Raw genomic sequence first — 26,868 nt, 5'->3', positions numbered from 1 at the left:
CAAATAATCGATTCCGGAATGTCCGGTTCCAGTTTTGCCGCCGGCGGAATACTCCAGTTCTTTTCATTTCACGATCGTATCCGGCTTTTTGTTAGCAAAAGGTGGGGAAAATCGGCTGAATTGACTCCGGTCGGCTGTGAGCCACATAACAGGATATGCTAAGAGCATTCTCCATTCAAAACCCGATCGAAGGAGAAACGGCAAAGGCTTGTCGAATCCGAGGCTTGGGATATCGTAACTCTAATGCCCTCTATTTCCGCCCTGAAGCAATTGTTCGGGATCTCCCAGTTTCGTTCTACGCAAGAGAAAATCATACAAGATATCTTATCCGGCAAACATTGTCTGGTCGTGATGCCTACAGGAATGGGAAAGTCGATCTGCTATCAAATGCCTGCGATGGCTTTGGACGGATTAGCGATCGTAATCTCCCCTCTGATTGCTCTCATGCAGGATCAAACGGGAAAACTAAAGCAACTCGGGATCGACGCGGAATTCGTCAATTCTTCCTTATCCAAGCCTGAGAGAATTCAGCGTTACGAAAATATAAAGAAAGGATTATACAAGATTCTTTACGTTTCGCCTGAACGGTTTCGAAAATTGGAATTTATCAATTCGCTGCGGGCGAGAAAAATTTCCTTGTTGGCCATCGACGAGGCACATTGCGTCAGTCAATGGGGACATGATTTCCGTCCGGACTATACTAAAATCGCCGAGTTTAGAAACGTATTACGTAATCCTGTCACGATCGCTCTCACCGCGACGGCGACCAGGGAAATTCAATCGGATATTATTCGGCAGATCGGATTATCCGAATCCGAAATTAAAATTTATAACGAAGGAATATGCAGGCCGAATTTATTTTTGGACGTTAAAACGTTCTTGGACGAACCTTCCAAAAGCGAAGCGATTCTGTCCTTATTGCAGGAGAAGAGCGGTAATACCATCGTATATTTTAATCTTATTAAGAATTTGGAGAAATTCGCAGAGAAGCTGGACTTAAAAAAAATCGAATATAAGGTTTATCATGGACAACTACCGTCAGAACAACGAAGGAAAATCCAGAATCAATTTTTAAAGTCGGAAGATCGTCTACTTTTGGCCACGAATGCGTTCGGGATGGGAGTAGATAAGCCGGATATTCGAACGATCGTACATGCGGAACTTCCGTCATCACTGGAGGCGTATTATCAGGAAATAGGCAGGGCGGGCCGCGACGGTAAATCGTCCGATTGCCACCTTTTCTATAATCAGGACGATCTTGCGGTGCTGATGGATTTTATAGAATGGCAGAATCCGGACGAATCCTTTATTCTTAGAACTTTCCAAACCATGTGCCGACTTGGGGACAGACTCTCTTCCATTAGCTATGAAGAACTCCAAGCAAAATTAGTGCATAAAAATCGAGGCGATCATCGACTGCAGACCGTCTTAAACCTATTCGAACGACACGGAGTAACTTCCGGAGAATTAGAAAGAAATTCTCTTCGAATTGAAAGTGAGCTACCGGAGGAACTTCTTTCAAGAGAGTTGAGGGAGGAACGGAAGAAGGCGGGCCTAAATCGTCTTTATCAAATGCTTCAATATTTGAAATCGGATAGATGCAGAAGGGAATTCGTCTACGAGTATTTTGGTGCGAATCTTCCCGAATGTAATAATTGCGATATCTGTAAAAATTAGGATGATGGCGTCAATGATCGGCGTCGATAAAACGTTGTTGCTAGATCTTCTTGTGGCCTGATTTAAACGATCCGCAAAAAGGGAATAACAGGAACCGCTTTCCACGACTTTTCCCTGTTCCAGAACCGAGACCGTATCGCAAACGTCGCGCACCACATCCATTTCCTGGGTAGACGCGTTTGCTTTGTTCGTCCAGAAGACAGAGGCCAGAGGACTGAAGACAGTAGCTGCTAGATATCGGAAAAATCTACTGTTAACATAAGAATCTTTCTCTATAACGTGGGAGCTCCAACATAATTCATTTAAAAAAATTCTTGTCAGAGGAATAGGAATAATGTTCAGTCCTCAGTCCTCAGTCCTCAGTCCTCAGTCCTCAGTCCTCTGCTCCCGAGCGATATCCAATAAGATCCGTTTTATAAGCGGAAAATTGTTCCAGGGTAAAAAGTGATCCCCGTCCGGTAAAAAAATTTCTTCCTTAACGGATCCTTTGGGAAATAGGCGTCGAACGAATTCAAGATTTTCGGGATCGACCAACGTGTCCTTTCCTCCTTGCACGATATAAGTAGCTGATCGAATCGTTTTCCAATCGGCTTCGATTTCCTTTAGCTGATCTTTCATCGGGATCATTTCTTCATTACTTACGATCCAAGGGGAGGGAAGTAGTAAGCGGGCAATCTTCGTATCCGCGAGCCGATTGTACCATTTTAATTCCTCTTTTTCCGGATCGAGGGCGGCAGCCAATAATACCAGATGAGTGATCTTTTTTTCTTCCAGCGACGCAATTCTCGCCGCGACAGGACCGCCGTAAGAATGTCCGACTAATATATATTTTTTTTTCGGATGAGGAATTCGAAGTAAAGACAAGGAATCTATAATTCGTTTAGCCTGAAGATTAATATCCGGTAACGGCTTTCCCGATCTTCCAAACCCGGGGCGGTCAATGCTTATCATACAATATCGCTGAAGCAATTCCGAATCTTTTAAATAGCTCCAATAATGGATCCAATTTCCCGGGGAACCGTGCACGAAGACTAGAATATCTCTGGGAGAATTGTCGTGACATCCGACCGTCACCGAATGGATCGTATCTCGGTCTTGATCTTGCGAGGCGATATCCCGATACGAAATCCCGGATCGGGAAAAATCTTCGAAGGCTTCTTCTTCGGTCATCCTCCATTCCTTAAAGGATGTACAGCTTTCCAACGAAAAAAGAATCAGAACTAGAGTGAAGGATCTATATAGCTTCATAAAAAAAATCGAAATTTACTTAACTTTTTACGGAAATGATCGTTCTTATAGAAAGGAGCTGGGAGGATCGTATGGACCTGTCGAAACTTCCTAAAGGTTCTTGGAAAGGAACCTTCGAGAGCCACGTTTTGTTGCTGGAAAATTTTTTGAGCCCATTGTCTCCGAAACCGGGCGGCGAGATTTGTGTATATCTCGCAGGCCTCGTCGCAAGAAGATTGGATGACGTTTATTCTCAAGATTGTATGTCCTTCATTTTGGATGATCCGGCCGAAATCGACGGCATCGTCCGTTCTCATCAACCGTATATCGGTCAAAATGCGCCTATAGTAACAATTTCTAAAATCAACGCAGAGTTCCTCTCATTTTCCTTAGCAACCAGAGATGCAAACGCGTGGAGAAGCTTGGAGATTCTCGCACCCAAAAAACTATTTTCTCTCGCATCCGTATTCTCGTATCGCAGCGGAAATATGGCCTTAGGTAATATCTATGGATTTTTTTCCTCCGAGTTGGACCTCCTCTTACAGATTCTAGGTTCTTATCTTCGTTACATCGAGGACAATCCGGATCGATTTCCGCCTCAATCGGTTTCCCCTAGCGCCGAAGAACGCTTTACGAATCAAATCAACGAGAGAAACGAGTACAAAGAAAGAAACCCGGGTTACGAGGAGGAGATTCCTTACGATGCGAAGGTCGACTCTTCCTCCTTGCTCGGAGGATGGGATCACTTCAACTGACCTTGTTTTTTTCCTTTCCTTCCAATTCCGAATAGAGACGCCAGAAAGCATGACTCGGAGCATCGATGGTTCCCTGATCCAGAAGATCCGTCTTGATTCCCTTCACTAAGTACATTTCAATCTCTCCTTTGTTTTTTGCCTTTACCAATCCTCTCGGTTCGCAATCGAAGAAGTCCTTTACTCGATCGTATGTTTCTTTCGAGATATTAACTTCTCCCGGTAATCCCGAACTTTCCATTCGACTCGCGGTATTTACCGTGTCCCCCCAAATATCATAGGCGAATTTTTCCGTTCCGATCACGCCGGCGACTACGCTTCCGGTGTGAATTCCCAATCGTAACGACCAACTAGGCATGCCCTCCTTGTCTTTTTCTATTTTCTGCTGTTTCATAAACACTTGAAATTCGAGTCCGCAAAGTACCGCGTCAACCGGATGAGTAAAATTCGGAACCGGTAAACCTCCTGCAGCCATATAGGAATCGCCGATAGTTTTAATTTTTTCTAAACCGTAACGTTTAGAGATTCGATCGAAATATTTGAAGAATGAATCCAACTCTCCAAGCAGTTCTTCCGGAGTCATAGTCTCCGCTATCTGGGTAAATCCGGCCATATCCGTAAAAAGTACGGATACGTTTTCGTAGCGTACCGGAAGGACTTTATCGGTTCTCTTTAGTTCGTCCGCGATCGTTTCAGGAAGAATGTTGCGAAGCAAATTATCCGACTTGGCCCGCTCGACGTTCAGATTTCTTGCCAAGATGAATATCAATATTCCTGTAAGTATTTGGACGAAAAGATAATTTCCCGCCAAGTCGGAGTATCTAATCTCCCTGGATTCGGCTTCCACTATGAAATTGGGATGAAAGTATTCTATTCCGTACAAGGCCATAGTGAACAATGCATACAGTCCGTAGACTAAGAATACATTATGATCCCTAAGTAGAATGGTCGCGATCACGAGGGCGGGTATGAAATAATAGTGATTTCCGCCTTGCGAACCGCCGTTTAGAAACCAAACGGACGAAAGGTAGACTAGAATCGTAAGATTAAACGGCCAATATAAGGCATAGTAAATACTCTTCACGCGCGAAAGATAATACATTAGGAGCAAAGCCGCTCCGGATATTAAATTTAAGATTAATATGCGAAGATAATATTCATGTTCCGGAAGAAAAATCGAGCCTACTATATTGAGAACCCCGTTAACCAAAGCTACGGAGTTGAACAATCTATGTTCGAGAGAATTTTTTTTAGGATCTCCGACGAGAAAGAAAATTAAGTTTAAGAACCCGCGTTTCAAAGCTTCAACCTCCGGAACAGATCGAGAAAAAGATTTTTACATTCGCATTAAGGCAAATCGAAGAAAGCAATTTTTTATTCTTTCCTTCCTTAATTAGAAAGGTCGGAGACTTTTCTATCTCCTTTATAAAAATCCCATATCGCCCTTAAAATAGGGAACAGGCCCGCTTTCTTCCCCCCGGACTCTCTTCCGATTTTGAATAGCAGTTGCCATTGTTTAAATAGAATCGCATACCTATCTCCCATGGAAAATCGCGGATCGTACAGATTGGTAGATTCGGAAGTTACTCCGTTCAACTCGATGATTTTAAATCCTTTTCCGGATTTTAATTCTTCCACGGACGAAAAGCGAACGTCATATCGACCGAAGTAAAAACCGGTAAACGGTCGAGTCGCATCTTCTATGGATTTTTCCAATTGAGGGGTGATCCAATTCTTTCCGTCTAGGAATAAGGCTCCCTGACAATGATTGCCTGCCTCCGCAAGTTTCAAACTGTATCCTTTCGGCAAGGCTTCTGCCCAGCGGTGCGGAAATCTTTCTCGGAAAACTTTGGCCTGAATACGAAACCTGGGATGCATTCGTATAAGATCTTCCAACGTAGAACGACCATCGCCCGTGACTCGAGGAAAGGCTTTTCTAGTAATGGAAAATATCTTTCCCGACGGCTCCGAAGGGAGACGGTAATAAAAAATGCCGGCTTCGTTAGGCCCCGGATGAAATTCTTGAACGAGTAACGGAACATTAGATTCGGATAAAATGGCTGGGAGCTCCTCGCTTCTAGTCGCAAGTCGTACTCCCTGGCCTCTTTGGCCTGCGTCGGGTTTAATTATGATCGGAAAATCCAAACCGATCTTCTTCATTTGAGCGAGAATGTTTTCCGAAGTGCGGAACGGAATATCGACCAGAAAATTTTTTAAAACGTAATCCTGCTTAAGCCGGCGGAGTATCTCGAACTTGGATTCGCCGACCAATCCGCCTAACGGTATTCCCGGATTTGCGGCCGCGATCGTTCCGAATCCTAAAGAGGTAAGGGAACCCAATCGAATCGAGCGGAAGCTCAGTAGAGCGATCCACGGAATTAACGGAAGATACAACCTCCAAGTCGGCCAAAATTCCATCGCATTCGAAAGCTTTAATAGTTCTTCTTCGCAAGGATCCGAATTCATCCGAATTTTATATAACTGGATCCCAATCCGAAAGAATCGGCTTCGACCTTTCGAATTGTATCGTGGAAAATGCGAAGCCGAAACTATTCGGAACATCCTTAGTGCCTAGATGTTCCAATGCGATTCTTATCATAGCATCGTGATGAATCGTATGCTCCTGCACGTATAAAAGCTCCCGTTCCCAAAATGATTCGGTTCTACCTTCTTCTCCCGAATAGGGATTGGCAGTATAGGAAAGCCGCATCGGCCCCGACCAAGTCCGAGCGCATAAAGTCGATGCCAATTCGACAAGTCTCTCCGACGCAGCGATTGGCGATTTTTCGTACAAAAGGTTTCGCTCTCGACGATCGTACGAAACGATTTCCGTTTCTCTCCCTTTTAAGAGAGCCTCGACAAATTCGAGGGAATGCCTGACGTGTTTTCCGACCGAAGAGCCGCACAGAACAGGAAGAGCGAGAGAATACTGGTCGGTCGAAACTTTCGCTATAACGTCGGCAAGTTGCAGAAGAACTGCGGAAAGAGATTCTACTAGATTTGAAGATTTTACACGCATCACAACAAGTTTCGTCCTGGCCTTTTTATAGGTTACAGGACTAGGCTTGAAAAGCTATTTTTCGGATCGAATTTAGCCTCGAAAATGATAAATAGTAAGAATATCGACTAACCGAATTTGCCGGAAATATAATCTTCGGTTTCCTTTTTGGACGGATCATTGAAGATTTTTTTAGTAGTATCGAACTCCAGCAATTTTCCCATATAGAAGAGACCCGTATAATCGCTGATACGGGCCGCTTGTTGCATATTATGCGTAACGATTACGATCGTATACGAGTCCTTAAATTCATTGATAAACTCCTCCACCTTTTTGGTCGAAATGGGATCTAAGGCGGAGCAAGGTTCATCCATGAGAATGACCTCAGGGTTCATCGCGATCGCTCTTGCTATGCAAAGTCTCTGCTGCTGCCCTCCGGAAAGTCCCAGGGCGCTGTCGTCTAACCGATCTTTGACTTCCTTCCAGAGCGCCGCTTTGCGTAGGCTTTCCTCTACGATCTGATCCATTTCGCTCTTCGGAATTTTATAATTCAGTTTCAGACCGAATGCGATATTTTCATAAATGGATTTGGGAAACGGAAAAGACTTCTGGAACACCATGCCGACCCGTTTTCTTAACTCGACTACGTTCATCAACGGATCATAGACGTTGATTCCGTCGATCTCGAGTTTTCCCTCCGTATGAGTTCCGTCTATTACGTCGTTCATTCGGTTGATGGATCTGAGGAAAGTGGACTTCCCGCATCCGGACGGGCCGATAAAAGCCGTGACTTTCTTTACATGAATGTCCAAGGAGATATCGTGCAGGGCTTGGCTTTCTCCGTAGAAAAAGTTGAAATGGCGAGATTTGATTTTTACCTTGTGGCTGTCTTTCACCTGCGAATTTCTCCTCGCATGATTCTATTGTTAAACGAATTTATTATGTACTTGCTTTGTGTTTCCCTTTTCGAATCCGATAGCGAAAATACGTCGCGAAGAAACTCATTCCGAACGTGAGCATTAATAAAACTAAAGTCGTCGCGTATTGTTTAGGAAGGGCCTTATCCACATCGGGCGATTGGGTCGCCAATACGAATAAATGATATCCTAATTGCATGAACTGGTCGGTTAATTTTGTGGGAAGATCCGGAAGCGAATATACGACCCCTACAAAGAGAATTGGAGCGACTTCTCCAGCCCCGCGCCCGATAGCAAGAATCGCTCCGGTTAGAATTCCTGTAAGCGAATTCGGAAGTACTAATTTCCAAATCGTTTGCCATTTCGTGGCACCCAAAGCCAGACTCGCTTCGCGCATTTCCCTCGGGATGCTACGCATCGTTTCTTCCACCGATATGATCACTACCGGTAGCGTAAGAACGGCTAAGGTAGCGGCGGCCCAGATGATTGCAGGCTTGCCCCAGACCGGAGAAGGATTCCCTGCGATGGAATCGACTCCTTTACCTACAAATTGAATGAAAAAACCGACTCCGAATAACCCGAATACGATGGAGGGAACTCCAGCCAACGTATTGATCGCAAAACGAACCGTAGAAGTGAACCAAGAATTTCGCGCAGTGTATTCCGCCAAAAAAATTCCGGTCATCGTACCGATCGGGATACTGAATAATATCATAATAAAAACGAGATATACGGTTCCGTAAATTGCGGGAAAGATTCCGCCTTCCAGGTTATTGTTTTTAGGAACGGCGCTTAAGAATTCCCACGAAACGTTTAGGATTCCCCGAAATACGAAATTTCCGAGCATGATAAGAATGATCGAGACGATCGTCATTGTGGCCAGCATCGGAATGCCTTCGGCCACTATCGTCCCGATTCTATCCTTGAATCGTCTTTTGCGGTTTAAGCGGACTTTCTTCCATTTCAATGGGATAACCGTCAGTAAGTATATAGATTTCGAATCATTAGGAACCCTGGAATTTTCTCATAAGCCGTTTCTTTACGTAAAGTTCAGTAACTGCATTCAATGAAAAAGTAAATACGAATAGGAGAACACCTAGTAGAAACAGAATATTATAATGGTTTGATCCCCAGATCACTTCCCCCATTTCCGCGCCGATCGTGGCCGCAAACGTTCTAGTCGGATCGAATAGCCCGAAAGACATTAAAGGGGCGTTGCCGGTCGCCATCAACGCTATCATTGTTTCGCCGAAAGCTCGACCGATTCCGAGTAAAATCGCCGCAAAGACTCCCGGTAAAGCGGCCGGCAACATTACCCGATATGCGGTTTGCCATTCGGTGGCGCCTAACGCTAAAGAAGCCTGCCTATACGATTGAGGAACCGTATTTAACGCGTCTTCGGCTACCGTGAAAATAATCGGAGTTACTGCTATCGCTAAACCGATTCCACCCGTAATCGCATTCAATCGAAAATCCAAATCAAAGACTTCTTTCACCACCGTAGCGACGTCCATGAGACAAAAGAATCCGATAACGACTGACGGAAAACTGGCGAGCAACTCGATCGTCGGTTTGATGATTTCTCGAATTCTTCCGGGTAAGAAGAAGGTTACGTTCAGGGCCGCTAGAATCGCAAGGGGAGCGCCGATCAGGATCGCGATAAACGTAGTCTTGGCCGTTCCGACGATCAGCGGCAGAATTCCAAACTTAGGAACCGTAGAGATCGGCTGCCAGATAGAGCTCGTTAGACTTTCCCAAAGGGAAGTCTCCGTTTCGGTCTGGGACGCCTCTTTCGATTCTATCTTGGGTCCCAGTCGAGTTTGAGACTCTCCGTCCGGATTGTATTCGCTCGGCGTATCCGAACCGTAGCTCGCGGGTGCATTACTCTCCGCCGAAATGGTCGACGGCGATTTGGTAAAGAATAGGGAAGAGGCCTCTTTAAATATGAAAAGAAAAATAAGGAGGATGAGCAAAATCGAAGTGCCGGCGACGATCTTAACCGTCCCCTCGGCGATACTATCCACTCTTCTTTTTTTAGGATGAAATAGATATCTCAGAAGAGATTCGAATTTGCCCATTAAACTCTTTTACCGACCCTTACTTTTTCTTTAAAGGAAAGTAGCCGACGTCGTGAACGACTTTTTGGCCTTCTTTGCCGATCACCCAATCCACGAATTTTTTCGTATCGTCTTTCGGAACTTCTCTTAGGTAAAAGTATAGATATCTAGATATCGGATATTTGTTCGAGAGAATATTCGCTTCGGTCGGCAGTTCAGGCTTGCTTTTTTCATCGATGGAAACCGCGACATCCTTTACGTCCGAAGCATAGGCCGCGCCGCCGTAACCGATTCCCCATTTGTCTTTACCGACTGCATTGACTAATGCGGCGGTTCCTACCATATGCTGGGAGGCGGGATCAAAATCCTTTTTCTCTAAAACGTGCTCTTTGAAATACTCGTATGTTCCGGAATTATTTTCGCGGCTATAGAGAATGATTTTATGATCTTCCCCGCCTACATCCTTCCAGTTCTTGACTTTGCCTGTAAAGATTTCCCGAATTTGGCCGAGCGTTAATTTCGAAATAGAATTATGTTTGTTCACGTAAACGGAAAGTCCATCGACGGCGACCTTAATTTCGACGCCGTTCGAATTGTATTTTTCCTTTAGCTGTTGAATTTCTTGCGGTTTTAGAGGTCTGGAAGAAGAGCAGATATCGGTTGTTCCGTTGATTAACGCTGCAATTCCGGTTCCTGATCCGCCGCCGGTGACTTGAAATTGTACTTTTTTGTCAGGATAAGCTTCCGCCCATTTTTGGACTAGGATGACCATGGTGTCGGAGCCTTTGATTGTGATTGTTTTTTTTTCTTGCGCGAACGCGGAGCTGGTGACTAGCGCCGCAGTAAGCAAAAGGACTTTTAGGGTTATATTTTTCATCTAAAAAGAGCTCTCCTCGTAATTTGTAACCTTATTCGAGTATTATTACAAACTGATTTCTGCGGAATTAAGATGGTATGACGCATTCTTCCGAGTTATCAGAATCTCGATTTCTTCCGGACGTACGTGACTGATTTGTCATTCAACCGGAAAGAACCCACGGTTAGGTGGACCTGAGACGAATAAGAACGTCCGGGAATTTCCCGTACTAAAAAGAAATGAAAAACCCTAGACCATAGGAGAAGGGTTTTTCGTAAATGGACCAATCCGCAATCGGGTTTAAAAGCCCGCAGCTTTCCACTGCGCCGATTTACAAGCGGAATAGTTCGGATCGCAATAGTATGCCTTGAATGCGAAACTTGATCCGATTGCAGGAACTCCTCCTCCGGTAAAACCTAAATTGGTCGTTCCGGCAGCGCAGGTGCTCGAGCTAGTGTTCTGTTTATGGAAGTCGTTATTTGCGGCAGTTCCACCCAACGCTATATTGAAGTATGCAGTGGGAGAAATCGCCGGCCCGCTTACCCCGCTCGCGCCACCCACGGTGAACGAATCATAGCATTTTCCGGTGAAGGAAATTCCGTCGGTCGTATCAAAAATAACGATCGAATTCTTTCCGTCTCCAGTCTGGGCTCCTGCTAAAGCCAATAAGAGAGAGCTTGTATCTTCTTGGTGGCTATGACAGTTTACCGAAAAGGATGCTGCCAGAGCGAAGATCGCTAATTTAAGAAATTTCATACGTATATACCTTTCCATTTATTCTAAACGTGTGTCCAGATAGTCCGGCGAAGTAACCCCGGTCCAAAAGGTTCCTTGGAGTTGGAAGTAAACCGTCTGGTTATTGATGGTCGTTGCGTTTCCGTTGTTCGGGTTAACGCCTAATTCAAGTATGGGAAGTTGGTAGAAGAGCTGTGCTTTGAAGAGGTGTTTGTCTCCGAAGAAATCCAGCCCCACCCAATAATACTTTCTATAATCGCTCGGATCCATATGACCGTTTCTATTAAAATCACCTTGCATATAGTCGTAACGAAGTACCGGCATTAGCCAGAACTTATCCGTGATCGCAATATTATAGCCTACTGTTTGTTGCCAACCGATCATGTTATTGGAAGCCGCACCGGAGAATCTAGTATAAGCGCCGCTTAGATAGATTCCTTTCCAAGTGAAAGTATAGTCGAACGTATTACCTGCCAGGTCTAGTCTACAGCGCCCCGGGGTGGTTAAGTTGCTCTGTACGTTGAAGTTTCCGTTCGTTCCGCAATCGGGAGTGGTTTGAGTGGTCAACATGGTAACGTTACCGTAACCTCTCGGAACCGCGCCGTCGACTGCGAGGGTTGAGCCTGGAGAACTACTAAACGCCGCATTTCTGGTTTGCATATGAGCCGCACCGATGGAGAGTTTCGCTTCTCTCTGGAAAATTTCCTCTCCTTCCTGCCAACCGACGTTTGCGCCGTTCGGTTTGATGAGCCCGCCGAAGACATTCCACTGAACTCGACCATAATAAGTAGGCGAAGTAATCAGGGGTTGGTTTCCGTCGAACGTATAAGTAAGGTCTTGGCGACGTCCGTTTCCGAAGTCTCCGCCGGCGCCTTTCCCGTTACCGACCATCAGGTTGACCGTCAGATGTTTTTCGTATTTGCCGTCGAAAATATCTTTCAAGGGAGAAAGTTGGATTCCGACTCCGTCGTCGAACTGCGGATAGGCTTGCGTCGTGTAAGAACGTTCCAGGGCGATAAAGTTTGCCGAAGACATTAGATATTCCCGTTGGAATTGCGTAGGCAACTGACCCAGGCTGACTCTCGCTCCCAGGAACGGAAGATTAAAGAAGAGCGCAGCTTCTTGGATAAACCCGCGGGAATCTTTTAGGGAAACGGAAGTTACTTGGCCTGCGGCATTCGTTGAGCTGTTTAGCTGAGGGTTATTCAGCATATTCTCCCCGCGAATGTTCAGGATGGCCCCCCACCAGGAAGCGCCTTGGTATTGGAAGCCGACACGAAGTCGACGAAAGTTCCAATCCACGGAACCGAAATCCGAATGTCCATTACTGAAGTTTGAACCTTCCTGCGCCGAAACACCCCGAAATTGAATCCGACCCGTAATGGTCAGTTTTTCTTTTTGAGGTTCCGCCGGACGACTCGTGAGGTGGTTCGGGTAAGGATTGAATTTAGGATCATGCTTATTGATTCCTTTATTCAATTTACTCGGAACACGGCCGGGAGCCGGTTTAGTATATAACTGTCCTTCGGAATCTTCATAGATCGTAAATTCCTCAGGCGGCTTTTCCTTCTGCTCCTGGGTCGGTGCCGGTGGAACAGTCGGTTGTGGTTGAGTCTTTTCCGGAGCTCCTTGGGCAAAACTTGCGGAAACGCAAATCGTATAAATTCCCAGCAGGAACAATCGGCAGAGAGAATCCTGAATCGGACGGAGTGAAATTTCTCCGTTTCTTCTTTTTTTCATTTAGAGTTACCGTGTATTTTTATTTTGAACCCTTTTCCGAGGGTGATTTTAAGTGTCTTAGTTTCGAGTGTCAGAATGGCCGGAATTCATTACGAATTGATTACGTCGGAATAAGAATTAGGTCACAATTGTCCAAAATTCAGAAATTCGGAGTCCTAAAATTAATTGGAATTCCAGTAAAATAAATATTGGACTAGTTTCGATGAAGGAAGGGCAGGGAGCAGAGGACTGAAGACAGAGGGCAGATGCGTTCGCTTTGCTCACGCTAGACAGAAGCTGCTCGAGGTTGGAAATGCTGTAGAGGACGGGGGACAAATCCACTCTTAGCATAAAAATCTTTCTATAGTACGTGGAAACCTTGCTCATCAATGTTCCGTCCTCCGTCATCTGACCTCTGTCTTCTGCACGGGCGGCCCCCTTCACTTCGTTCGGGTCACGCTGCTACGGGCTTCGCGTTCGCTCCGGTCCCAGCGACTCTTTTCTCTTAACATAAACCGTTATCCGACTCGCTGCGACTGCTTCGCACCCTACACATCGTTGCCGCTTTCAGAAGACAGAGGTCAGAGGACAGACGCGTTCGCTTTGCTCACGCTAGACAGAAGCTGCTAGATGTTGGAAATGCTGCAGAGGTAAAGGAAAGATCTACTATAACACAGGAATCTTTCCTTATAGCTTGGAAATCCTGCTTATCAATGTTCTGTCTCCCAGAAGACTGAGGACAGAAGACAGACGCGTTTGCTTCGCTCACGCTAGACAGTAGCTGCTAGATGTTGGAAATGCTGCAGAGGTAAAGGAAAGATCCACCGATAACGTAAGAATCTTTCTATAGAGCACGGAATCTCCGCTCATTAATGATCAAGTCCTCTTCTGACTCCTGCTCGGGGAAGGCTGGTAAAAATTATTCTTTTCTTAGAGAGCTACGTAAAAATCTTGCTCGTACTACATATTTGTGATACAATAGTGCGATGATAAGTCTAAGAATACCGCCGGATCTAGAAAGAAAGCTCGATTTATTTGCGAAATCCAAGGGTAAAAGCCGTTCAGAGATCGTTAAGGAATCAATTCTTGAATATATAAAGAATCATAGTTCGATGAAAACTCCTTTTGAACTAGGAGAAGATCTTTTTGCTAAATACGCCTCGAATAATAAGAATTTAGCGAAGAATAGAAAGGCTCATCTTATTAATATTTTAAAAGAAAAGAATGAAAAACGTCGCTCTCATTGATTCTGGTCCTATTATTGCGCTGTTTAATTCATCGGATGACCATCATAAATCGGTTTTTAAATTTTTAAAATCCTTTAAAGGTTCATTATTTACGACCTGGCCGATCATAACGGAAGTTATTTATCTACTTTCTTTCTCCATTGCGGTTCAATCCGATTTCCTGGAATGGATAGAAAGAGGCGGTTTGCAAGTCTTAGAGATTACCTTAGACGATTTAAAGTATATTAAGAATCGGATGCAGAAATATTCAGATTTACCGATGGATTTAGCAGACGCGTCGTTAATGTGTATTGCGGAGCGGGAAGGAATCTTTAATATCATTAGTATAGATTCGGATTTCTCAATATATAAAACCCTGAAAGGTAAGTACCTGAAAAACTTATATAAAAGTTGAAGCCAATCCGGCGTTTAGCACGCCGCTCCAGTTTGCTTTCAGAAGACAGAGGACAGATGCGTTTGCTTCGCTCACGCTAGACAGTAGCTGCTAGATGTTGGAAATGCTGCAGAAGTAGAGGAAAGATCCACTATTACCAAAAGAATCTTTTTCTAAAAGATGGAAATTCCGTTCATCGATGTTCTGTCCTCAGTCCTCTGACTTCGGCATTTATCTATCGTTATCCGAACATGCTTGCCCATGATTTTATTTTCTTAGCCAAAAGTATCTGAATTACTTTAATATAGTAGGACGATTCATAAATAAAAAGATTGAAAATACGAAATAGTATCGTATATTGTATCGTATGAAAGTGACCGCAATATTGCCGGATGATTTGATTGCAGAGGTTCAAAAGTACTCCGGCGGGAAAAACATTACGGATTCTCTCCAGAAGGCCCTCTCAGAGTGGCTAAAACAGGCCAAAATAAGGAAATTGAATACAAAGCTTCATGATTCTCCTCTTTTTTTCCGGGAGGGTTTTTCGGGGAAAGCTATACGTGATTTGAACCGAAGCAGATGATTCTCGTAGATACCTCCGTTTGGATTGAATTCTTTAGAGGAAAGGATCCCATTTTCAGCGAACTGAAAGACTTACTTGAATCTTCTGAAGTGATAGTTCACGAAGTAGTTTTTGGAGAATTACTCCAAGGCTGTAAGAATAAAAGCGAGGTATCCTTTATTCTCGAATATTGGGAAAATCTGAATATTCTAACATCTGAAGGTAGTTTTTTATCGGCTGGAAAGCTTTCCTTTGAAAACAAACATATAGATAAAGGGATAAGTTTAATCGATTCGGTGCTTATTAGCCAAGTAAGAAATAAGAAGCTTCGTCTTTGGACTTTAGATAAGAAAATTCTAAAAGTTTTGAATAAGAAGGAAATCTATTTAAGCCAAGGCAAGCACGTCGGTTAACTCCGCCTCTGTCGCTCCTCGCTGACTAACTTCGTAACCCTTGCTCAGCCTCCAGCACATTCCGCTTTGCCGTTCGACTTACATGTCGGCCCCCGAGTCGGCAACCTTTCATATCTCGATAGATTGGCTAACGCTGATCACCAATCTATCGAGATCCGTCATTTCCTTTTCTGAAAAAGGTGTTCTTTGCAGGCAGCAGTTAGTTTTGCCTCGTTCTCTTTTAGGCATTCTTGCATTTTACCGTGCTTATGTTCGGAACCCTTGCAATACTTTTCTTTGTCTTCGTGGCAAGGGTTGTCTTTGTGCATTTGGTCCATTTTACTTAAATGTTCCTTACAGGCCGCGATTAGATTTCCCTCATTTTTCTTGAGACATTCATGAATTTTTCCATGCTCATGATCGATACCCTTGCAATATTTTTGTCGATCATCATAGCAAGGGCTGCCTTTCATATCCATATCATGCTTTTCCTTCATCTTCCCTTGGGCATGTAGCGAAATGCAGAGAAAAAGGATCGATAGCGTTAACAATATTCGTTTCATGTCGTATTTCCTTTTCAGCGTTCGGTGATTTTTACTCAGCCATACTTTTCGAAAAATGTCTTAATGCGGAAGTTAACTCGGATTGAGAAAAATTCATCATACATTCCGTTATTTATGGCCGTTGGCTGTTTCTTTTTAACATATAATTCGAACCGGTCAATGGTATTATTCCCTATGAGTGTATCAGATTAATTTGATATTTGTCAGAATGGTTCCTGATCATAGTTATTGCTTTTTAGACGGGGCTGAAATTCTTCCATCTAAACTTGCTAAAAATTAAATATGGAGTTTTGAACATTCATGATCTACGGGAAGCTATGAAAAAAATGGAGCATAGCAACATTATGAATGTAGAATATTTTAAATTTTCAATACTCACAAGTCGAATGAAGTATTAAGCGAGGATATGGAGATGAATATGCTGCTTCCTTGCAGGGTTTCGGTTTATTCCGAAAAAGGAAAAACGAGGATCGGAATGATCAAGCCCACCGCTCTTTTGGGATTTTTGTCAAGTTGGCCGCGTCTTGCGGAAATCGCAACGGATTTGATAAGAATGATCGATTCCTCAAAGTAAACGGTCTTTTTTCGTTTCCTCCGTTAAGAGGCTTAAAGCGGGATTTCTATAATTTTAAGGGATGAGCTTACCCTAAAGATTGCTCGTACGTAAATCCCTAAATATAATATAGATGAAATTTAAATTAGGACATTTAGATATATCTGAACTCCAATGGTTCAAATCAAAAAAGTTGCTCCCAAAAAATACAAGAATCATTTCTAACGGCAGACGAGCTTAATTAGATGATAGAACGGCGCTTGCTTTTTCAATAGATTCCCGCGCCTGCGGTCGTAAAATGAATGAATGCCAAGAATAAGTCCCTGCACAAATCGGTGCTCCGCTCTCCGTACTCTATGCAGGAGTTCCCGTAAGGGTTGTGCGTTCGGATTGTGGAATTTGCTTAGTCGGACTCGGTCTTCTGCCAGCGGCAGGGATGTGCAGGGCGTAAGTCCGAACGCGGGAAGTTTGAGCGTTTTATAATATACGATATTCGTTCGGATGAGCGGGGCTCCGCGAACCCGGAGCAGCCCGACCCCGCAGGGGAGCCGCCCCTTTTTTAGATACTTTAGGATAAGATAAAATACCTTTCATTCGAAACCGAGAGTGCCGCGGTTTTACTCTTTTTTCGGAGTCGTTTTTAAGTATAGCCAGAGCGCTTTCAGCTCGATATCGCTCATATGCGCAAAGTTCTCCCAAGGCATCGGAGCTTTCATGATAGAACCGTCCGGTCTTTTGCCCGTTCTGATCGCCGAAATAAATTGCTGTTCATTCCATTTACTTAATGCTTGGCCGGTAATATTCTGAGCCGGCGGCCATTCGGGCGGGGCGCCTGGGATCGGGCCTCCCAAAAGTTCCGATCCGTGGCAACCTGTGCATGAATCCGAGATATAACGTCCGAATTCTATCGTCATTGCCGGCTGGATCCGCTTGGGAGGTGCGCTTTGGTCGGAGATCTGTTCGGCGCTCACCAACAAAGGAAGTTTTCCGAGGACGAAAAGAAGTCTTCCGATCGGTCCAACGCTTTGCTCTATGGAAGGTTGATCCACCTTCGGTCTACTTTTGATAAATGAAATGATGCGCGCAGTATCTTCGTCGCTTAATCCTCGATAATCAGTGGCAGGCATGAAGATCAAGGATCGACCATCCGCTCCGATTCCTCTTCGAATCGCGCGAGCGAATCCGAATGCGTTCATGTCCAGAGTCAAATTGGATCCCGCGAATCGTCCGATCGCCGGATCGTCCACGAAAATTTTACCTGCCAGATTATCTCCATGGCAATCCACGCAACCTCGGGAAATATAGAGTCGTTTACCTTCTTCAATGCTTGCCGGATCGATGGGAAGGGATAGTTGTTCGGAACCCGTAGCTTGGGAATATCTTTTTTGCATTCGGCCGGAGCTGATTGCATATACGATTCCGAATGCGACTAGTAAGATCGACAATAGTCCGGCCAGGATTAAGCCGATTGATTTTCCGATTTTCCTCATATTTTTCTCCTTTTAGAAGGATGTTTATTTTCTCCGATTTTGATTCCGTCTAGAAATATCTGAGTAATTTTCTCTAACCCGAACTCGAAGGAATAATTATGCGAAACGAGATATTCCGGTATTAACAAAGTGTTAATCGAAGCAAGTAGCATATCGATCGCGAACGGTACGTCTATATCGGGATTAATTTCTTTCTTTTCCCGGGCTTCCTTTAACAAACCGATTAGACTTCTGATATTCGCCGTTCGAAACTCTACCATCTGCGCGAATATATCCGGCCTTTCTCTCTGGAGATCGACCATCAAGCTACGGGAAACTTTAGAAAGTTCCTGGGCGACCTGCGTGAGAATTTGCCGAAATCGGTGGAGGGGAGGGAGTTCCTTCTGGGATAGGACGAGCACGAATTTTGTGCGAACTTGCATTTTAAAATGTTCGAGCGTCGCGGTCACTAATTCGTCCTTAGAAGGGAAGTAGCGATACAATGTTCGTTTACTGATGCCGGCAGCCTGAGCGATTTCGTCGGTATTCACCTTATGGAACCCTCGGGCTAAGAACAAGGCCAAGCTGCTTTCCACAATCTTATGATTCATATAAAGCGGAGAAATATCGATTTAGCAAATCGATCGAAATAGTTTCGGATGAAAAGGAAACATATTGATCGGGGCGAACTAATATCATTCCGCTCTTCATTCCCGTTGCTTCGCATAAATCCCGTTCGATTTCGGGAATGAAATGATGAACTTTCAAGGGAATCTCTCCGGATGAAAAATCGAATTCTGGCGAATTCTGCATTAGAAATATCAGATGAAACGTTTTGGAATCCATCTCATTCAAAATCGAATTGCCGGACGTTAAGTTCGCATGCGGTAATCGCTTTCCGGAAAGCGGAGATAAAACGATCCGAGAGAGATAACTTTCTTTATATGAGATTTGAGTTTGAGAAATACTTTGAAAGATCAATAATCTGATTTTTTGGAAAGAAAAAAGAATCGGCATCAGTCTCGGTAAAAGTCGAGTTCGAAAAAATCTGGCGAATATAGATTTCCCTGTAGCCGTCGAAAAGATCGCATCCGTTCCCTTGACTAGACGCCGAGCAAAGGGTAGTCTTTCTCGCTCGTACGAATCCAGAATTTTTTCGGAGACTTTATATTTCAGCACGAATGAGAGTTTCCAGGCCAGATTATGAGCGTCTTGCAAGCCGGTATTCATTCCCTGTCCACCTGCCGGGCTATGGATATGTCCGGCGTCCCCGCATAAGAATCCGCGGCCCTTCCTAAGATATTTCGCGCATCGATGGTGAAGTTTATATTGGGAAAGCCAACGCGGGTCCGAAACCTGGAGCGAAATAGGCACTTTCTCCTTAAGAATCGTTTGAACTAGTTTCAAATCCACCATCGAATCCCGAAGTTCCTCGGGAATGATTCCTAATATCCGATAATGGGATTCCCCAGGCATCGGAAAAAATCCGTTAAAGTCGGTTGCACCCGGACTTACGACCGCATAACCTCTGGGCAGATCCCAAGAGACGGAAAGATCCGCTAAGTAAAACGTATGTTCGTAAGCGTCTCCTACGAAATCGATTCCTAAAGCATGCCTCGTAGCACTATGAGCACCGTCGGCCCCGATCAAATATTTAGCTTTGATTTCACGATCTCCGTTCGAAGTCCGAACGAGGGCGGTGATATTCTCTGAATTCTGTTTAATGGATAAAAGCTCGCTCTCCCATTCGATGTTCGAGCCAAGTTCGTTTAATCTTTTTGCTAATAGCCGTTCGGTTCTGTCCTGAGGAAGAATCAGAATAAACGGAAACGGGGTGATAGAATTTCCGACAAGCCCCAATTCACCCTTTGCTAAACCGTTTTTCGTTAAAAGCAGAATTCCACGAACCTTTTCCCCTTGGCGGATAGCTTTGTCAGCGATTCCCATTTGCTGAAAAATTTCGAGCGTTCTGGCTTGAACCGCTAATGCACGGGAGAGGTTTGAAAATGCTTTTCCTTTATCGATGATTCGAAAAGAAATTCCCTGATCGGCTAATTGGCAAGCGGCCATTAAACCGGCCGGTCCGGAACCGCTAATTAATACGTCGGTGATTTCTTCCACGCCATAAGAATAAGTAAACTAAAAAATCGTCAATTAGTTTACCTGAAGCGATTTCTCCGACCGAACCAACGGAGGCTCGGAAATTTTTAGGAACGGATTTTTTCATTCGCTTCGTTGTTTGAATCTGGCCGCCCGAAATTCGAAGGATTCCGAAACGTAATTCGAATGTTTTCTAGGGAAAGGCCGGGTGTTCTTTATTTTCTATGAGTGAATTCGATGAGATCTTGAAACGAAATGGGTCGGCTAAAATAAAAGCCCTGTACTTCATCGCAGCCCAGATCGCGGATTTTTCTGAGCTGGTTCTCGGTTTCGATTCCTTCGGCGGTAATTCTGAGTCCCAAACTTTTACCCAATGCGACAATGGTTCGGGAAATTGCAAGGGAATTGGAATCGACTAAGATTCTACGCACGAAGGATTGGTCTATTTTTAAGGTACGCAACGGAAGCCTGCTTAAATACGCGAGATTCGAATAACCGGTTCCGAAATCGTCGAGAGAGAGGGCGATTCCCCAGGAGTGTAATTCGGCTAGAATTTCTAATGCGGAGGTCATGTTTGTTATCAAACTAGATTCGGTAATCTCTAATTCGATATCTCCGACTTCGATCGCGTACTTTTCGATGGAACGTAGAATTTTTTTGGGAATCTGAGAATCTTCCAACTGCTTTGCGGAAAGATTAATCGAAATACGAATCGGAGAAAGGTTCGCTTTTTTCCATTGTGCCAAATCCTCCAACGCCTTTTCCAGGACAAATTCGCCGATCTCCATAATAAAACCCGATTCCTCGGCTATCGGAATAAAAACGGTCGGTGAAACGATTCCGAGGTCCGGATGTTGCCAGCGAATCAAAGCTTCCGCAGATACGGTTTTACCCGTTTGTAAATCGATACGCGGTTGATAATTTAGAAACAATTCCTCCTTGGCTATGGATTGTGCCAGGTCCTTTTCCATTAAGTATTTCTCTTTCATACGAATTTTCCATTCGGATGAATAGGACTGCACTTTTGAGAAGCCGGATTGCTTGGCTTGGTTTAATGCGGTTTCCGATTTTAATAGGAGTTGATCGGCAGATTTTCCATCGAAAGGATAGACTGCGATTCCGGCTTTGATTTCGGATGAGATATTTTGGCTGACGACTTGGATCGAAGAGGAAGCCGCGTCTTGAATTTTCTTAGCCCATTTTTCGGCATCGGATAAAACTTTCGAGTCCGGTAGAACGGGAAAGAAAGAAAATTCCCCGTCGCCGGTGCGAGCCAAAACCGTTTCTTGTCCCAGTAGGACTTCCAGCTTTTGAGCTAATCCGCGCAGATACAAATCTCCCATATGCAAACCGTAATTCAATCGTATCTCTTTGATTCGGGTAACTTCTAAAGAAAGAATCGGGATGCTTAGGGAACTATCCTTTTCGGAAAGTTCCCTAAGAGCGATGGAAAATCTTTCTAGGAAATGGGTCCTATTGGGAAGACCGGTCAATCCGTCGTAATTCACCAAATAATGTACGAGTTCGTCTAATTTCTTAACCGTACTCGCGGTATCTCTCATTAGAATTCCGACTTCGTCTCGAAATTCCGTCGGTAAATCGGGGAGAATCTTTTCCGATTTATATCTATGCAGGGATTTTGAGGTATAAACGACGGGCGCTAAAAGTTTATGTAATCCGAATATTGTTATGAACGCGCCGATCGATGTCGAAAGCAGTGCGAGGGAAACGATAGGAGTCGCGATTTCGGAATCGATCCTTGCAAAAATGCCGATAAAGAAAAGAAGGGAGCCGAGAGGAATTAACGCGCCTAACAAGGCGACCGTCATGATCTTACGACTATAGGATTTTAAAAAAGGAATTTTATTTAATGATGAATAAAGATTAAAATCTCTGTGATCCACGAAGACCTCGAATAACCAGAAACCTATTTTCGATTTTTAGCTTGGCTTTGGATCTTGCGTTTCTTTTCGTTTCGGAAAGTCTGTGATAGACCTTCCGGTCATCGTTTCTACCTAGGGTACTTTCACAAGATAAAAAATCTTTGGCCCATACCGCTTTAGGCGTAATCTAAACGTTCTAGGATAGACAGAGGACTGAAGACAGAGGACAGATGCGCTCGCTTCGCTCACGCTAGACAGAAGCTGCTAGATGTTGGAAAAGTTACCGGAGTAGAGGAAAAATCCACTATAACTCAGGAATCTTTCCATAGAGCATGGAAACTCCGCTTATCAATGTTCTGTCCTCAGTCTTCTGTCTTCAGTCCTCTGAAAGACAGATGCGCTCGCTTCGCTCACGCTAGACAGAAGCTGCTAGATGTTGGAAAAGTTACCGGAGTAGAGGAAAAATCCACTATAACTCAGGAATCTTTCCATAGAGCATGGAAACTCCGCTTATCAATGTTCTGTCCTCAGTCTTCTGTCTTCAGTCCTCTGAAAGACAGATGCGCTCGCTTTGCTCACGCTAGACAGAAGCTGCTCGAGGTTGGAAAAGTTACAGAAGTAGTGGAAAGACTCCCTGTGTAACACAGGAATTTTTCTTTAGAGCATGGAATTTCTGCTTACCAATGTTCCGTCCTCTGCACGGAACCCTGCTTATCAATACTTTGTCTTTCACTCTCAGATACCTGTCACTATAGCTGAGTTTTTTTAAAATTCGGTCCTGGAACGAGAGTATTACTAACAATCGTTAGAAAAAAATGAAAAATTGGGACAATCTTAGATTTTTTTCTTGAACTCTTTCCCGCTTTAATATATACATATATATATATCAATCGTTCGAAATAAAATAAAAAGGAAGCTCAGGCAGGCGGAATTTGTTTCGAATCACGGAAAAAGGGGGAGAGAGCAATGAGCAACTGGAAGAGATTAGCATTCCTGGTCGCATTCGTCGTACCTGTATTGGCAGTAGCGGGTTATTATTTAGGAGGGGGATTTAACTTCCTCACGTTCGCAGTCGTTTTCGGTATTTTGCCGATCTTGGATGTTCTGGTGGGTTCGGATCCATCTAACCCGGATGAGGCGGATGTCGCCGGATTGCAGCAGGAATTTTATTTTCGATTTTTGACGTATGTGTGGGCCTGGATTCTGTTCGCTTTAGTGCTATGGTCGCTGTGGGAAGTCCAAACTCATACGTTGACTTGGTTGGAGTCGGTCGGTTTTGTTTTGGCGATCGGAATCAATACCGGCGGAATCGGAATAACGGTGGCTCACGAGTTAGGACATAGAAATACCAAAATAGAACAGTGGTATTCTAAATTCATTCTGATGACCGTCTGCTACATGCATTTCTTTATCGAGCATAATAGAGGACATCATATCAACGTATCGACCGATGGAGATCCTGCTACCAGTAAAAAAGGGGAATCTTTCTATTCCTTCTATCCGAGGACGTTGAAAGGAAGTCTAACGGACGCTTGGCACCTTGAAAAGAAACGGTTGGAAAAGAAAGGACGATCGGTTTGGACTCTGGAAAACGAGATGATTACTTCCATAATAATCCCGGTGTCGTTTATCGGAATCGTGCTCGGAGTATTTTATGCCATCACCGGAAATCTAAAATGGGAGGTCCCGGTCTTTTTCTTAGTTCAAAGCTGGATCGCTTTTTCGCTTTTGGAACTCGTGAATTACATAGAGCATTACGGTTTGAAACGCTTGGAAGTATCTCCAGGTAAATTCGAAAAGGTTCTTCCGATTCATTCCTGGAATCAAAACTTCGCGGTATCGAACGCCTTTTTATTCCATCTTCAAAGACACTCGGATCACCATGCAAACGCGGGTCGTCGTTACCAAAGTCTTAGACATTTTGAAGAAAGTCCCCAACTTCCGTACGGTTATACGGTCATGATTCTGATCGCCTTAGTTCCGAGTTTATGGTACAGGATGATGGATTGGAGATTGGAGAATTGGAAACAAAAATACTACGGTTCCGCCGATGGTGATAAACGAAGAAAGGATAGCGACGCTATGCAAAAAGGGAAGGTCGCGGTAGTTTAAAACTAGTTTCCGCAAAAGAAAGCGAGGAACGCTTCACTAAAAGAAATTACTTATAGTCGAGTGTTCTTCGCTTTAACCGTATCGATTACCGCTCTTGACTCTCCGAAGCAAAGGGCCCACAACGCAGGCCCTTTCCGATTCATTTCTTATATTTTTCCAAAATCCTTAAGGTTCGGATCAAATCATCCCGTTGCTGTTGTAGATCTTTCCGCAATAGCTTGGGAAGATTCGGGTGATTCTTAAGAAAATCCTGGGTTTTCTGAAGAAGTTCGCGATCGGGCTCGAAGGATGGAAATAGCATATGGCCGAAGGCTCCCGAAAAATGCGGGTCCCTTTTTTCATAAATCGGGACCACCGAATCGAAGTATTCGTCCACGAACGGGATTAATATTTCCTTCTGATGATCCCACTGAAATCCTCGCATGCCGAAGCGCAGAAAGTCGGAGGAATCTTCTTCTTTCGGTGTTTTAAATCGATCCCACGCTTCTTTCTTAATTTTCGAATCCGGAAAGGAAATCCGAGCCAGAAAGGCTTTCTTGGCTCCCAGGTCGGAGTCGTCCTTTTGCTCTTCCTGCGATACTAAATTTAACGCCTCGGAATCTCCAAAGGCGCTCAGCCGGGAGAGAATCCCCCATCTTCGTTCTTGGTCGATCGGTAATCCGAAAATCGATTCCTGGCCTTGCAATAGAAGTTTTAAGTATGCTAGTTGGTTTCGGGTACGGGACGTACTTTCCAAAATTCGGAACCAGAGTATCTGTTCCTGTTCTCCGTTCGTCTTCTTTGCGAGTTGGGTCTTTGCGATTCCGTTCAGTTTTTCCGACCAAGCTTCCCGCTCGTCTTGGGATAGGTAATTGGAGATCGTAGTCAAGGCCTTGGTCAGTATGTGGCTGTTTCTAACGGATAAATCCGGTTCCTTCAAGCCTTGGTCGAAGACCAGATCCAGGAAGTCTCGTGGAGAAAGTTCCGCATCTCGCACCATTTGCCATAGACTTCCCCAAACGATTCGTCGAGAGAAGCGATCCGAAAGGGTATCCAAGCGTTTTTTTATAAGCGAAATCGATTCGGCGGGAAGGTATGTTTTTGCGTATGCGTAGTCTTCGGTATTCAAGAGCAAAAGATCGGTTGCCCTCGGCTGCAGGCTTTCCTCTAGAAGAGTCTCTTCTCCTTTGATCAGCACTCTCTTCCTTTCGATTTGGACGAACTTACCGTCGGTCTCCCTGTACAAGGTCGCTTGCAAAGCGTGGGTCCTATAAAGATGATTTCCGTCCGACGGTCTTTGCAGTAGAAATGATTTTTCGTTTTTGCGTGCGGGACTTAACGTATTGACTCCGGTGGTTTCCAACCATTCTCGGCTCCAGCCTCGAACGTCAATCCCGCTCGTCTCCGACATGCTTGCTAAAAAGTCTTCGAGTACGGTATTTTTCTCGGCATGACGCTTGAAATACAGCCTCATCGCATTTCGAAATTTTTCCTCACCTACGTAGTACATCAACTGTCTTAAAACGGAGGCCCCTTTGGAATAAGAAATTCCGTCAAAATTACTGATCGCTTCCAGTGTATTTTCCGCCTTCCCTGCGATCGGATGGGTCGTTGAAAGTTGATCCTCCCTGTACGCCCATTCCTCCCGAACGTAGAAGTGTTCCAATGCGTCGGAAAATAATTTTCCCTTGGACATCGAGTAATAGGAAAGATAATCGGCAAAACTTTCGTTCAGCCAGAGATCGTTCCACCATTTCATCGTCACAAGATTCCCGAACCACATATGGACCATTTCGTGATAAATCGTATTAGCACGATTTAGATATTCGGAATATATTCTAGGCCCTCTAAATATGTAACTCTCCGAAAACGTGACCGCACCCACGTTTTCCATCGCGCCCATATTGAATTCCGGAACAAAGATTTGATCGTATTTTCCGTACGGATACGGAATCCCGAAGTAATCCTGTAAAAAGCCGAACGCTTCCTTCGTAATCGCGAAAATATTCGGGGCGTCCATAAATTTTGCCAAAGATTTTCGGCAAAACAATCGCAAGGGAATATTTCCCGCGGTATCTTCCCAGGCCGCATAAGGACCTACGATCAACGCGAATAGATACGTGGAAAACTTTTTAGTCCTGTTAAACCGAATCCTCTTTCTATCGTTCGGCAATAACTCTTCCGAAATAGGAAGAGTATTATGAATATAGGTCCATTGAATCGGACCGGTTACTTCCAGATCGTAAACCGCTTTTAGATCGGGTTGATCGAAGGAAGGAAACATTCGATGCGCTTCGAACGGTTCAAAGTCCGTATGCATATATTCGGCGGAATCCGCCGGGTCTTTGAATTTATGGAAACCCGAACCCGTATGATCGAACGAATTTCTATATTTGATTCTCAGCTCGTTCTTTCCCGTTAGGAGTAGCTCGGCCGGAATTTGAAGACTGGATTCTTTTTTCTCGTAATTGGTTTCTTCTTTTCCGTTCAACCAAAGAATTTCTATCTTTTTGGAAACGAAGTCCACTTTGAGCTGTCCTTTCTTTCCTCCGGAATAAACGAATCCTAGAGTCGAATCTCCGGAATATTCCTGAGAACCCGCTTCCAATTCAAGTTTAAGGGAATAAGATACATCCGAGATTTGGTTGGATCTTAAGAGCGCTTCTTGTTGAGTTAAGATATTATCCATTCGATGAA

The 26,868-nt window shown here is 44.3% G+C and carries 24 protein-coding genes; 8 read left to right on the top strand and 16 right to left on the bottom strand.

What is annotated here, in order from left to right:
• Window positions 1-243: 243 nt before the first annotated feature.
• Window positions 244-1,677, top strand: a complete 1,434-nt coding sequence (locus tag LEP1GSC047_RS11820) for a RecQ family ATP-dependent DNA helicase (RefSeq protein ID WP_010413266.1) — start codon at window positions 244-246, stop codon at window positions 1,675-1,677.
• 366 nt (window positions 1,678-2,043) lie between these two features.
• Here LEP1GSC047_RS11820 and LEP1GSC047_RS11815 read toward each other — a convergent pair whose 3' ends face one another.
• On the bottom strand, window positions 2,044-2,925 hold the full coding sequence (locus LEP1GSC047_RS11815; RefSeq protein WP_039934684.1) for an alpha/beta fold hydrolase: 882 nt from the start codon (window positions 2,923-2,925) through the stop codon (window positions 2,044-2,046).
• Window positions 2,926-2,996: 71 nt separating this feature from the next.
• Here LEP1GSC047_RS11815 and LEP1GSC047_RS11810 point away from each other — a divergent pair, with 71 nt between their 5' ends.
• Window positions 2,997-3,659: a hypothetical protein gene (locus tag LEP1GSC047_RS11810; protein WP_020988664.1), complete on the top strand. Its 663-nt coding sequence runs from the start codon at window positions 2,997-2,999 to the stop codon at window positions 3,657-3,659.
• On the opposite strand, the gene LEP1GSC047_RS11805 is transcribed toward LEP1GSC047_RS11810, so the two are convergent.
• The 9 genes from LEP1GSC047_RS11805 to LEP1GSC047_RS11765 all read right to left on the bottom strand — a co-directional run bounded on the left by LEP1GSC047_RS11805 (window position 3,652) and on the right by LEP1GSC047_RS11765 (window position 12,959).
• Window positions 3,652-4,956, bottom strand: coding sequence for an adenylate/guanylate cyclase domain-containing protein (locus LEP1GSC047_RS11805; RefSeq protein WP_020988594.1), 1,305 nt, complete (start codon window positions 4,954-4,956; stop codon window positions 3,652-3,654). The two genes, LEP1GSC047_RS11810 and LEP1GSC047_RS11805, sit on opposite strands and share 8 nt — an antisense overlap.
• Window positions 4,957-5,045: 89 nt before the next feature.
• A complete protein-coding gene (locus tag LEP1GSC047_RS11800; RefSeq protein WP_010413277.1) occupies window positions 5,046-6,122 on the bottom strand; it encodes an ATP-grasp domain-containing protein in 1,077 nt (358 codons plus the stop codon).
• A gap of 7 nt (window positions 6,123-6,129) precedes the next feature.
• On the bottom strand, window positions 6,130-6,675 hold the full coding sequence (locus LEP1GSC047_RS11795) for a hypothetical protein (protein WP_010413280.1): 546 nt from the start codon (window positions 6,673-6,675) through the stop codon (window positions 6,130-6,132).
• Between the two features lie 107 nt (window positions 6,676-6,782).
• Window positions 6,783-7,550 (bottom strand): phosphate ABC transporter ATP-binding protein PstB, encoded by a 768-nt coding sequence (gene pstB / locus LEP1GSC047_RS11790; protein ID WP_010413283.1) that lies wholly within the window; start codon window positions 7,548-7,550, stop codon window positions 6,783-6,785.
• Between the two features lie 43 nt (window positions 7,551-7,593).
• A complete protein-coding gene (gene pstA / locus LEP1GSC047_RS11785) occupies window positions 7,594-8,538 on the bottom strand; it encodes a phosphate ABC transporter permease PstA (RefSeq protein WP_010413286.1) in 945 nt (314 codons plus the stop codon).
• Between the two features lie 37 nt (window positions 8,539-8,575).
• Window positions 8,576-9,649: a phosphate ABC transporter permease subunit PstC gene (gene pstC / locus LEP1GSC047_RS11780; RefSeq protein ID WP_010413289.1), complete on the bottom strand. Its 1,074-nt coding sequence runs from the start codon at window positions 9,647-9,649 to the stop codon at window positions 8,576-8,578.
• Between the two features lie 19 nt (window positions 9,650-9,668).
• Window positions 9,669-10,505, bottom strand: a complete 837-nt coding sequence (locus LEP1GSC047_RS11775) for a phosphate ABC transporter substrate-binding protein (RefSeq protein ID WP_020988773.1) — start codon at window positions 10,503-10,505, stop codon at window positions 9,669-9,671.
• Between the two features lie 279 nt (window positions 10,506-10,784).
• Window positions 10,785-11,240, bottom strand: a complete 456-nt coding sequence (locus LEP1GSC047_RS11770; protein WP_010413293.1) for an LA_3150 family lipoprotein — start codon at window positions 11,238-11,240, stop codon at window positions 10,785-10,787.
• 18 nt (window positions 11,241-11,258) lie between these two features.
• Window positions 11,259-12,959: a hypothetical protein gene (locus tag LEP1GSC047_RS11765; RefSeq protein ID WP_010413295.1), complete on the bottom strand. Its 1,701-nt coding sequence runs from the start codon at window positions 12,957-12,959 to the stop codon at window positions 11,259-11,261.
• A 965-nt stretch (window positions 12,960-13,924) separates the two neighbouring features.
• On the opposite strand from LEP1GSC047_RS11765, the gene LEP1GSC047_RS11755 reads away from it, so the two are divergent.
• From LEP1GSC047_RS11755 to LEP1GSC047_RS11740, 4 genes are all read left to right on the top strand, one after another.
• Window positions 13,925-14,185: a ribbon-helix-helix protein, CopG family gene (locus LEP1GSC047_RS11755; protein WP_010413298.1), complete on the top strand. Its 261-nt coding sequence runs from the start codon at window positions 13,925-13,927 to the stop codon at window positions 14,183-14,185.
• Entirely contained in the window at window positions 14,163-14,579 is a 417-nt protein-coding gene (locus tag LEP1GSC047_RS11750; protein WP_010413300.1) for a type II toxin-antitoxin system VapC family toxin, read from the top strand. Before LEP1GSC047_RS11755 ends, LEP1GSC047_RS11750 begins: the two co-directional genes overlap by 23 nt.
• Before the next feature lie 346 nt (window positions 14,580-14,925).
• The gene (locus tag LEP1GSC047_RS11745; RefSeq protein WP_010413303.1) at window positions 14,926-15,141 is read left to right on the top strand and encodes a hypothetical protein; all 216 of its coding nucleotides are present in this window, start codon (window positions 14,926-14,928) and stop codon (window positions 15,139-15,141) included.
• Window positions 15,138-15,533, top strand: a complete 396-nt coding sequence (locus tag LEP1GSC047_RS11740) for a PIN domain-containing protein (RefSeq protein ID WP_010413307.1) — start codon at window positions 15,138-15,140, stop codon at window positions 15,531-15,533. The genes LEP1GSC047_RS11745 and LEP1GSC047_RS11740 overlap by 4 nt, the downstream gene beginning before the upstream one ends.
• A 158-nt stretch (window positions 15,534-15,691) precedes the next feature.
• Here LEP1GSC047_RS11740 and LEP1GSC047_RS11735 read toward each other — a convergent pair whose 3' ends face one another.
• Entirely contained in the window at window positions 15,692-16,075 is a 384-nt protein-coding gene (locus LEP1GSC047_RS11735) for a hypothetical protein (RefSeq protein ID WP_010413310.1), read from the bottom strand.
• A 412-nt stretch (window positions 16,076-16,487) separates the two neighbouring features.
• On the opposite strand from LEP1GSC047_RS11735, the gene LEP1GSC047_RS22145 reads away from it, so the two are divergent.
• Complete coding sequence (locus LEP1GSC047_RS22145; RefSeq protein WP_010413313.1) at window positions 16,488-16,649, top strand: DUF302 domain-containing protein; 162 nt, start codon at window positions 16,488-16,490, stop codon at window positions 16,647-16,649.
• Window positions 16,650-17,245: 596 nt separating this feature from the next.
• Here the strand turns inward: LEP1GSC047_RS22145 and LEP1GSC047_RS11725 are convergent.
• The 4 genes from LEP1GSC047_RS11725 to LEP1GSC047_RS11710 form a co-directional block, all read right to left on the bottom strand.
• Window positions 17,246-18,118 carry a c-type cytochrome gene (locus LEP1GSC047_RS11725; protein WP_010413315.1) on the bottom strand — a complete coding sequence of 291 codons (873 nt, stop codon included), beginning with the start codon at window positions 18,116-18,118 and terminating at the stop codon, window positions 17,246-17,248.
• Window positions 18,115-18,708 (bottom strand): TetR/AcrR family transcriptional regulator, encoded by a 594-nt coding sequence (locus LEP1GSC047_RS11720; protein WP_010413317.1) that lies wholly within the window; start codon window positions 18,706-18,708, stop codon window positions 18,115-18,117. The genes LEP1GSC047_RS11725 and LEP1GSC047_RS11720 overlap by 4 nt, the downstream gene beginning before the upstream one ends.
• Window positions 18,698-20,218 carry an FAD-dependent monooxygenase gene (locus tag LEP1GSC047_RS11715; protein ID WP_010413319.1) on the bottom strand — a complete coding sequence of 507 codons (1,521 nt, stop codon included), beginning with the start codon at window positions 20,216-20,218 and terminating at the stop codon, window positions 18,698-18,700. Before LEP1GSC047_RS11715 ends, LEP1GSC047_RS11720 begins: the two co-directional genes overlap by 11 nt.
• Window positions 20,219-20,412: 194 nt before the next feature.
• Window positions 20,413-22,101, bottom strand: coding sequence for a putative bifunctional diguanylate cyclase/phosphodiesterase (locus LEP1GSC047_RS11710; RefSeq protein WP_010413322.1), 1,689 nt, complete (start codon window positions 22,099-22,101; stop codon window positions 20,413-20,415).
• A gap of 945 nt (window positions 22,102-23,046) precedes the next feature.
• On the opposite strand from LEP1GSC047_RS11710, the gene LEP1GSC047_RS11700 reads away from it, so the two are divergent.
• Window positions 23,047-24,192, top strand: coding sequence for an alkane 1-monooxygenase (locus tag LEP1GSC047_RS11700; RefSeq protein ID WP_010413595.1), 1,146 nt, complete (start codon window positions 23,047-23,049; stop codon window positions 24,190-24,192).
• A gap of 139 nt (window positions 24,193-24,331) precedes the next feature.
• Here the strand turns inward: LEP1GSC047_RS11700 and pepN are convergent, their stop codons facing one another.
• Window positions 24,332-26,860 carry an aminopeptidase N gene (gene pepN, locus LEP1GSC047_RS11695; RefSeq protein ID WP_010413598.1) on the bottom strand — a complete coding sequence of 843 codons (2,529 nt, stop codon included), beginning with the start codon at window positions 26,858-26,860 and terminating at the stop codon, window positions 24,332-24,334.
• Between the last annotated feature and the right edge of the window lie 8 nt (window positions 26,861-26,868).

The sequence above is a fragment of the Leptospira inadai serovar Lyme str. 10 genome, assembly GCF_000243675.2.
GTDB lineage: Bacteria > Spirochaetota > Leptospiria > Leptospirales > Leptospiraceae > Leptospira_B > Leptospira_B inadai.
Note: the sequence above shows the minus strand (reverse complement) of the source record. Positions and strands in the feature narration are given on the sequence as shown.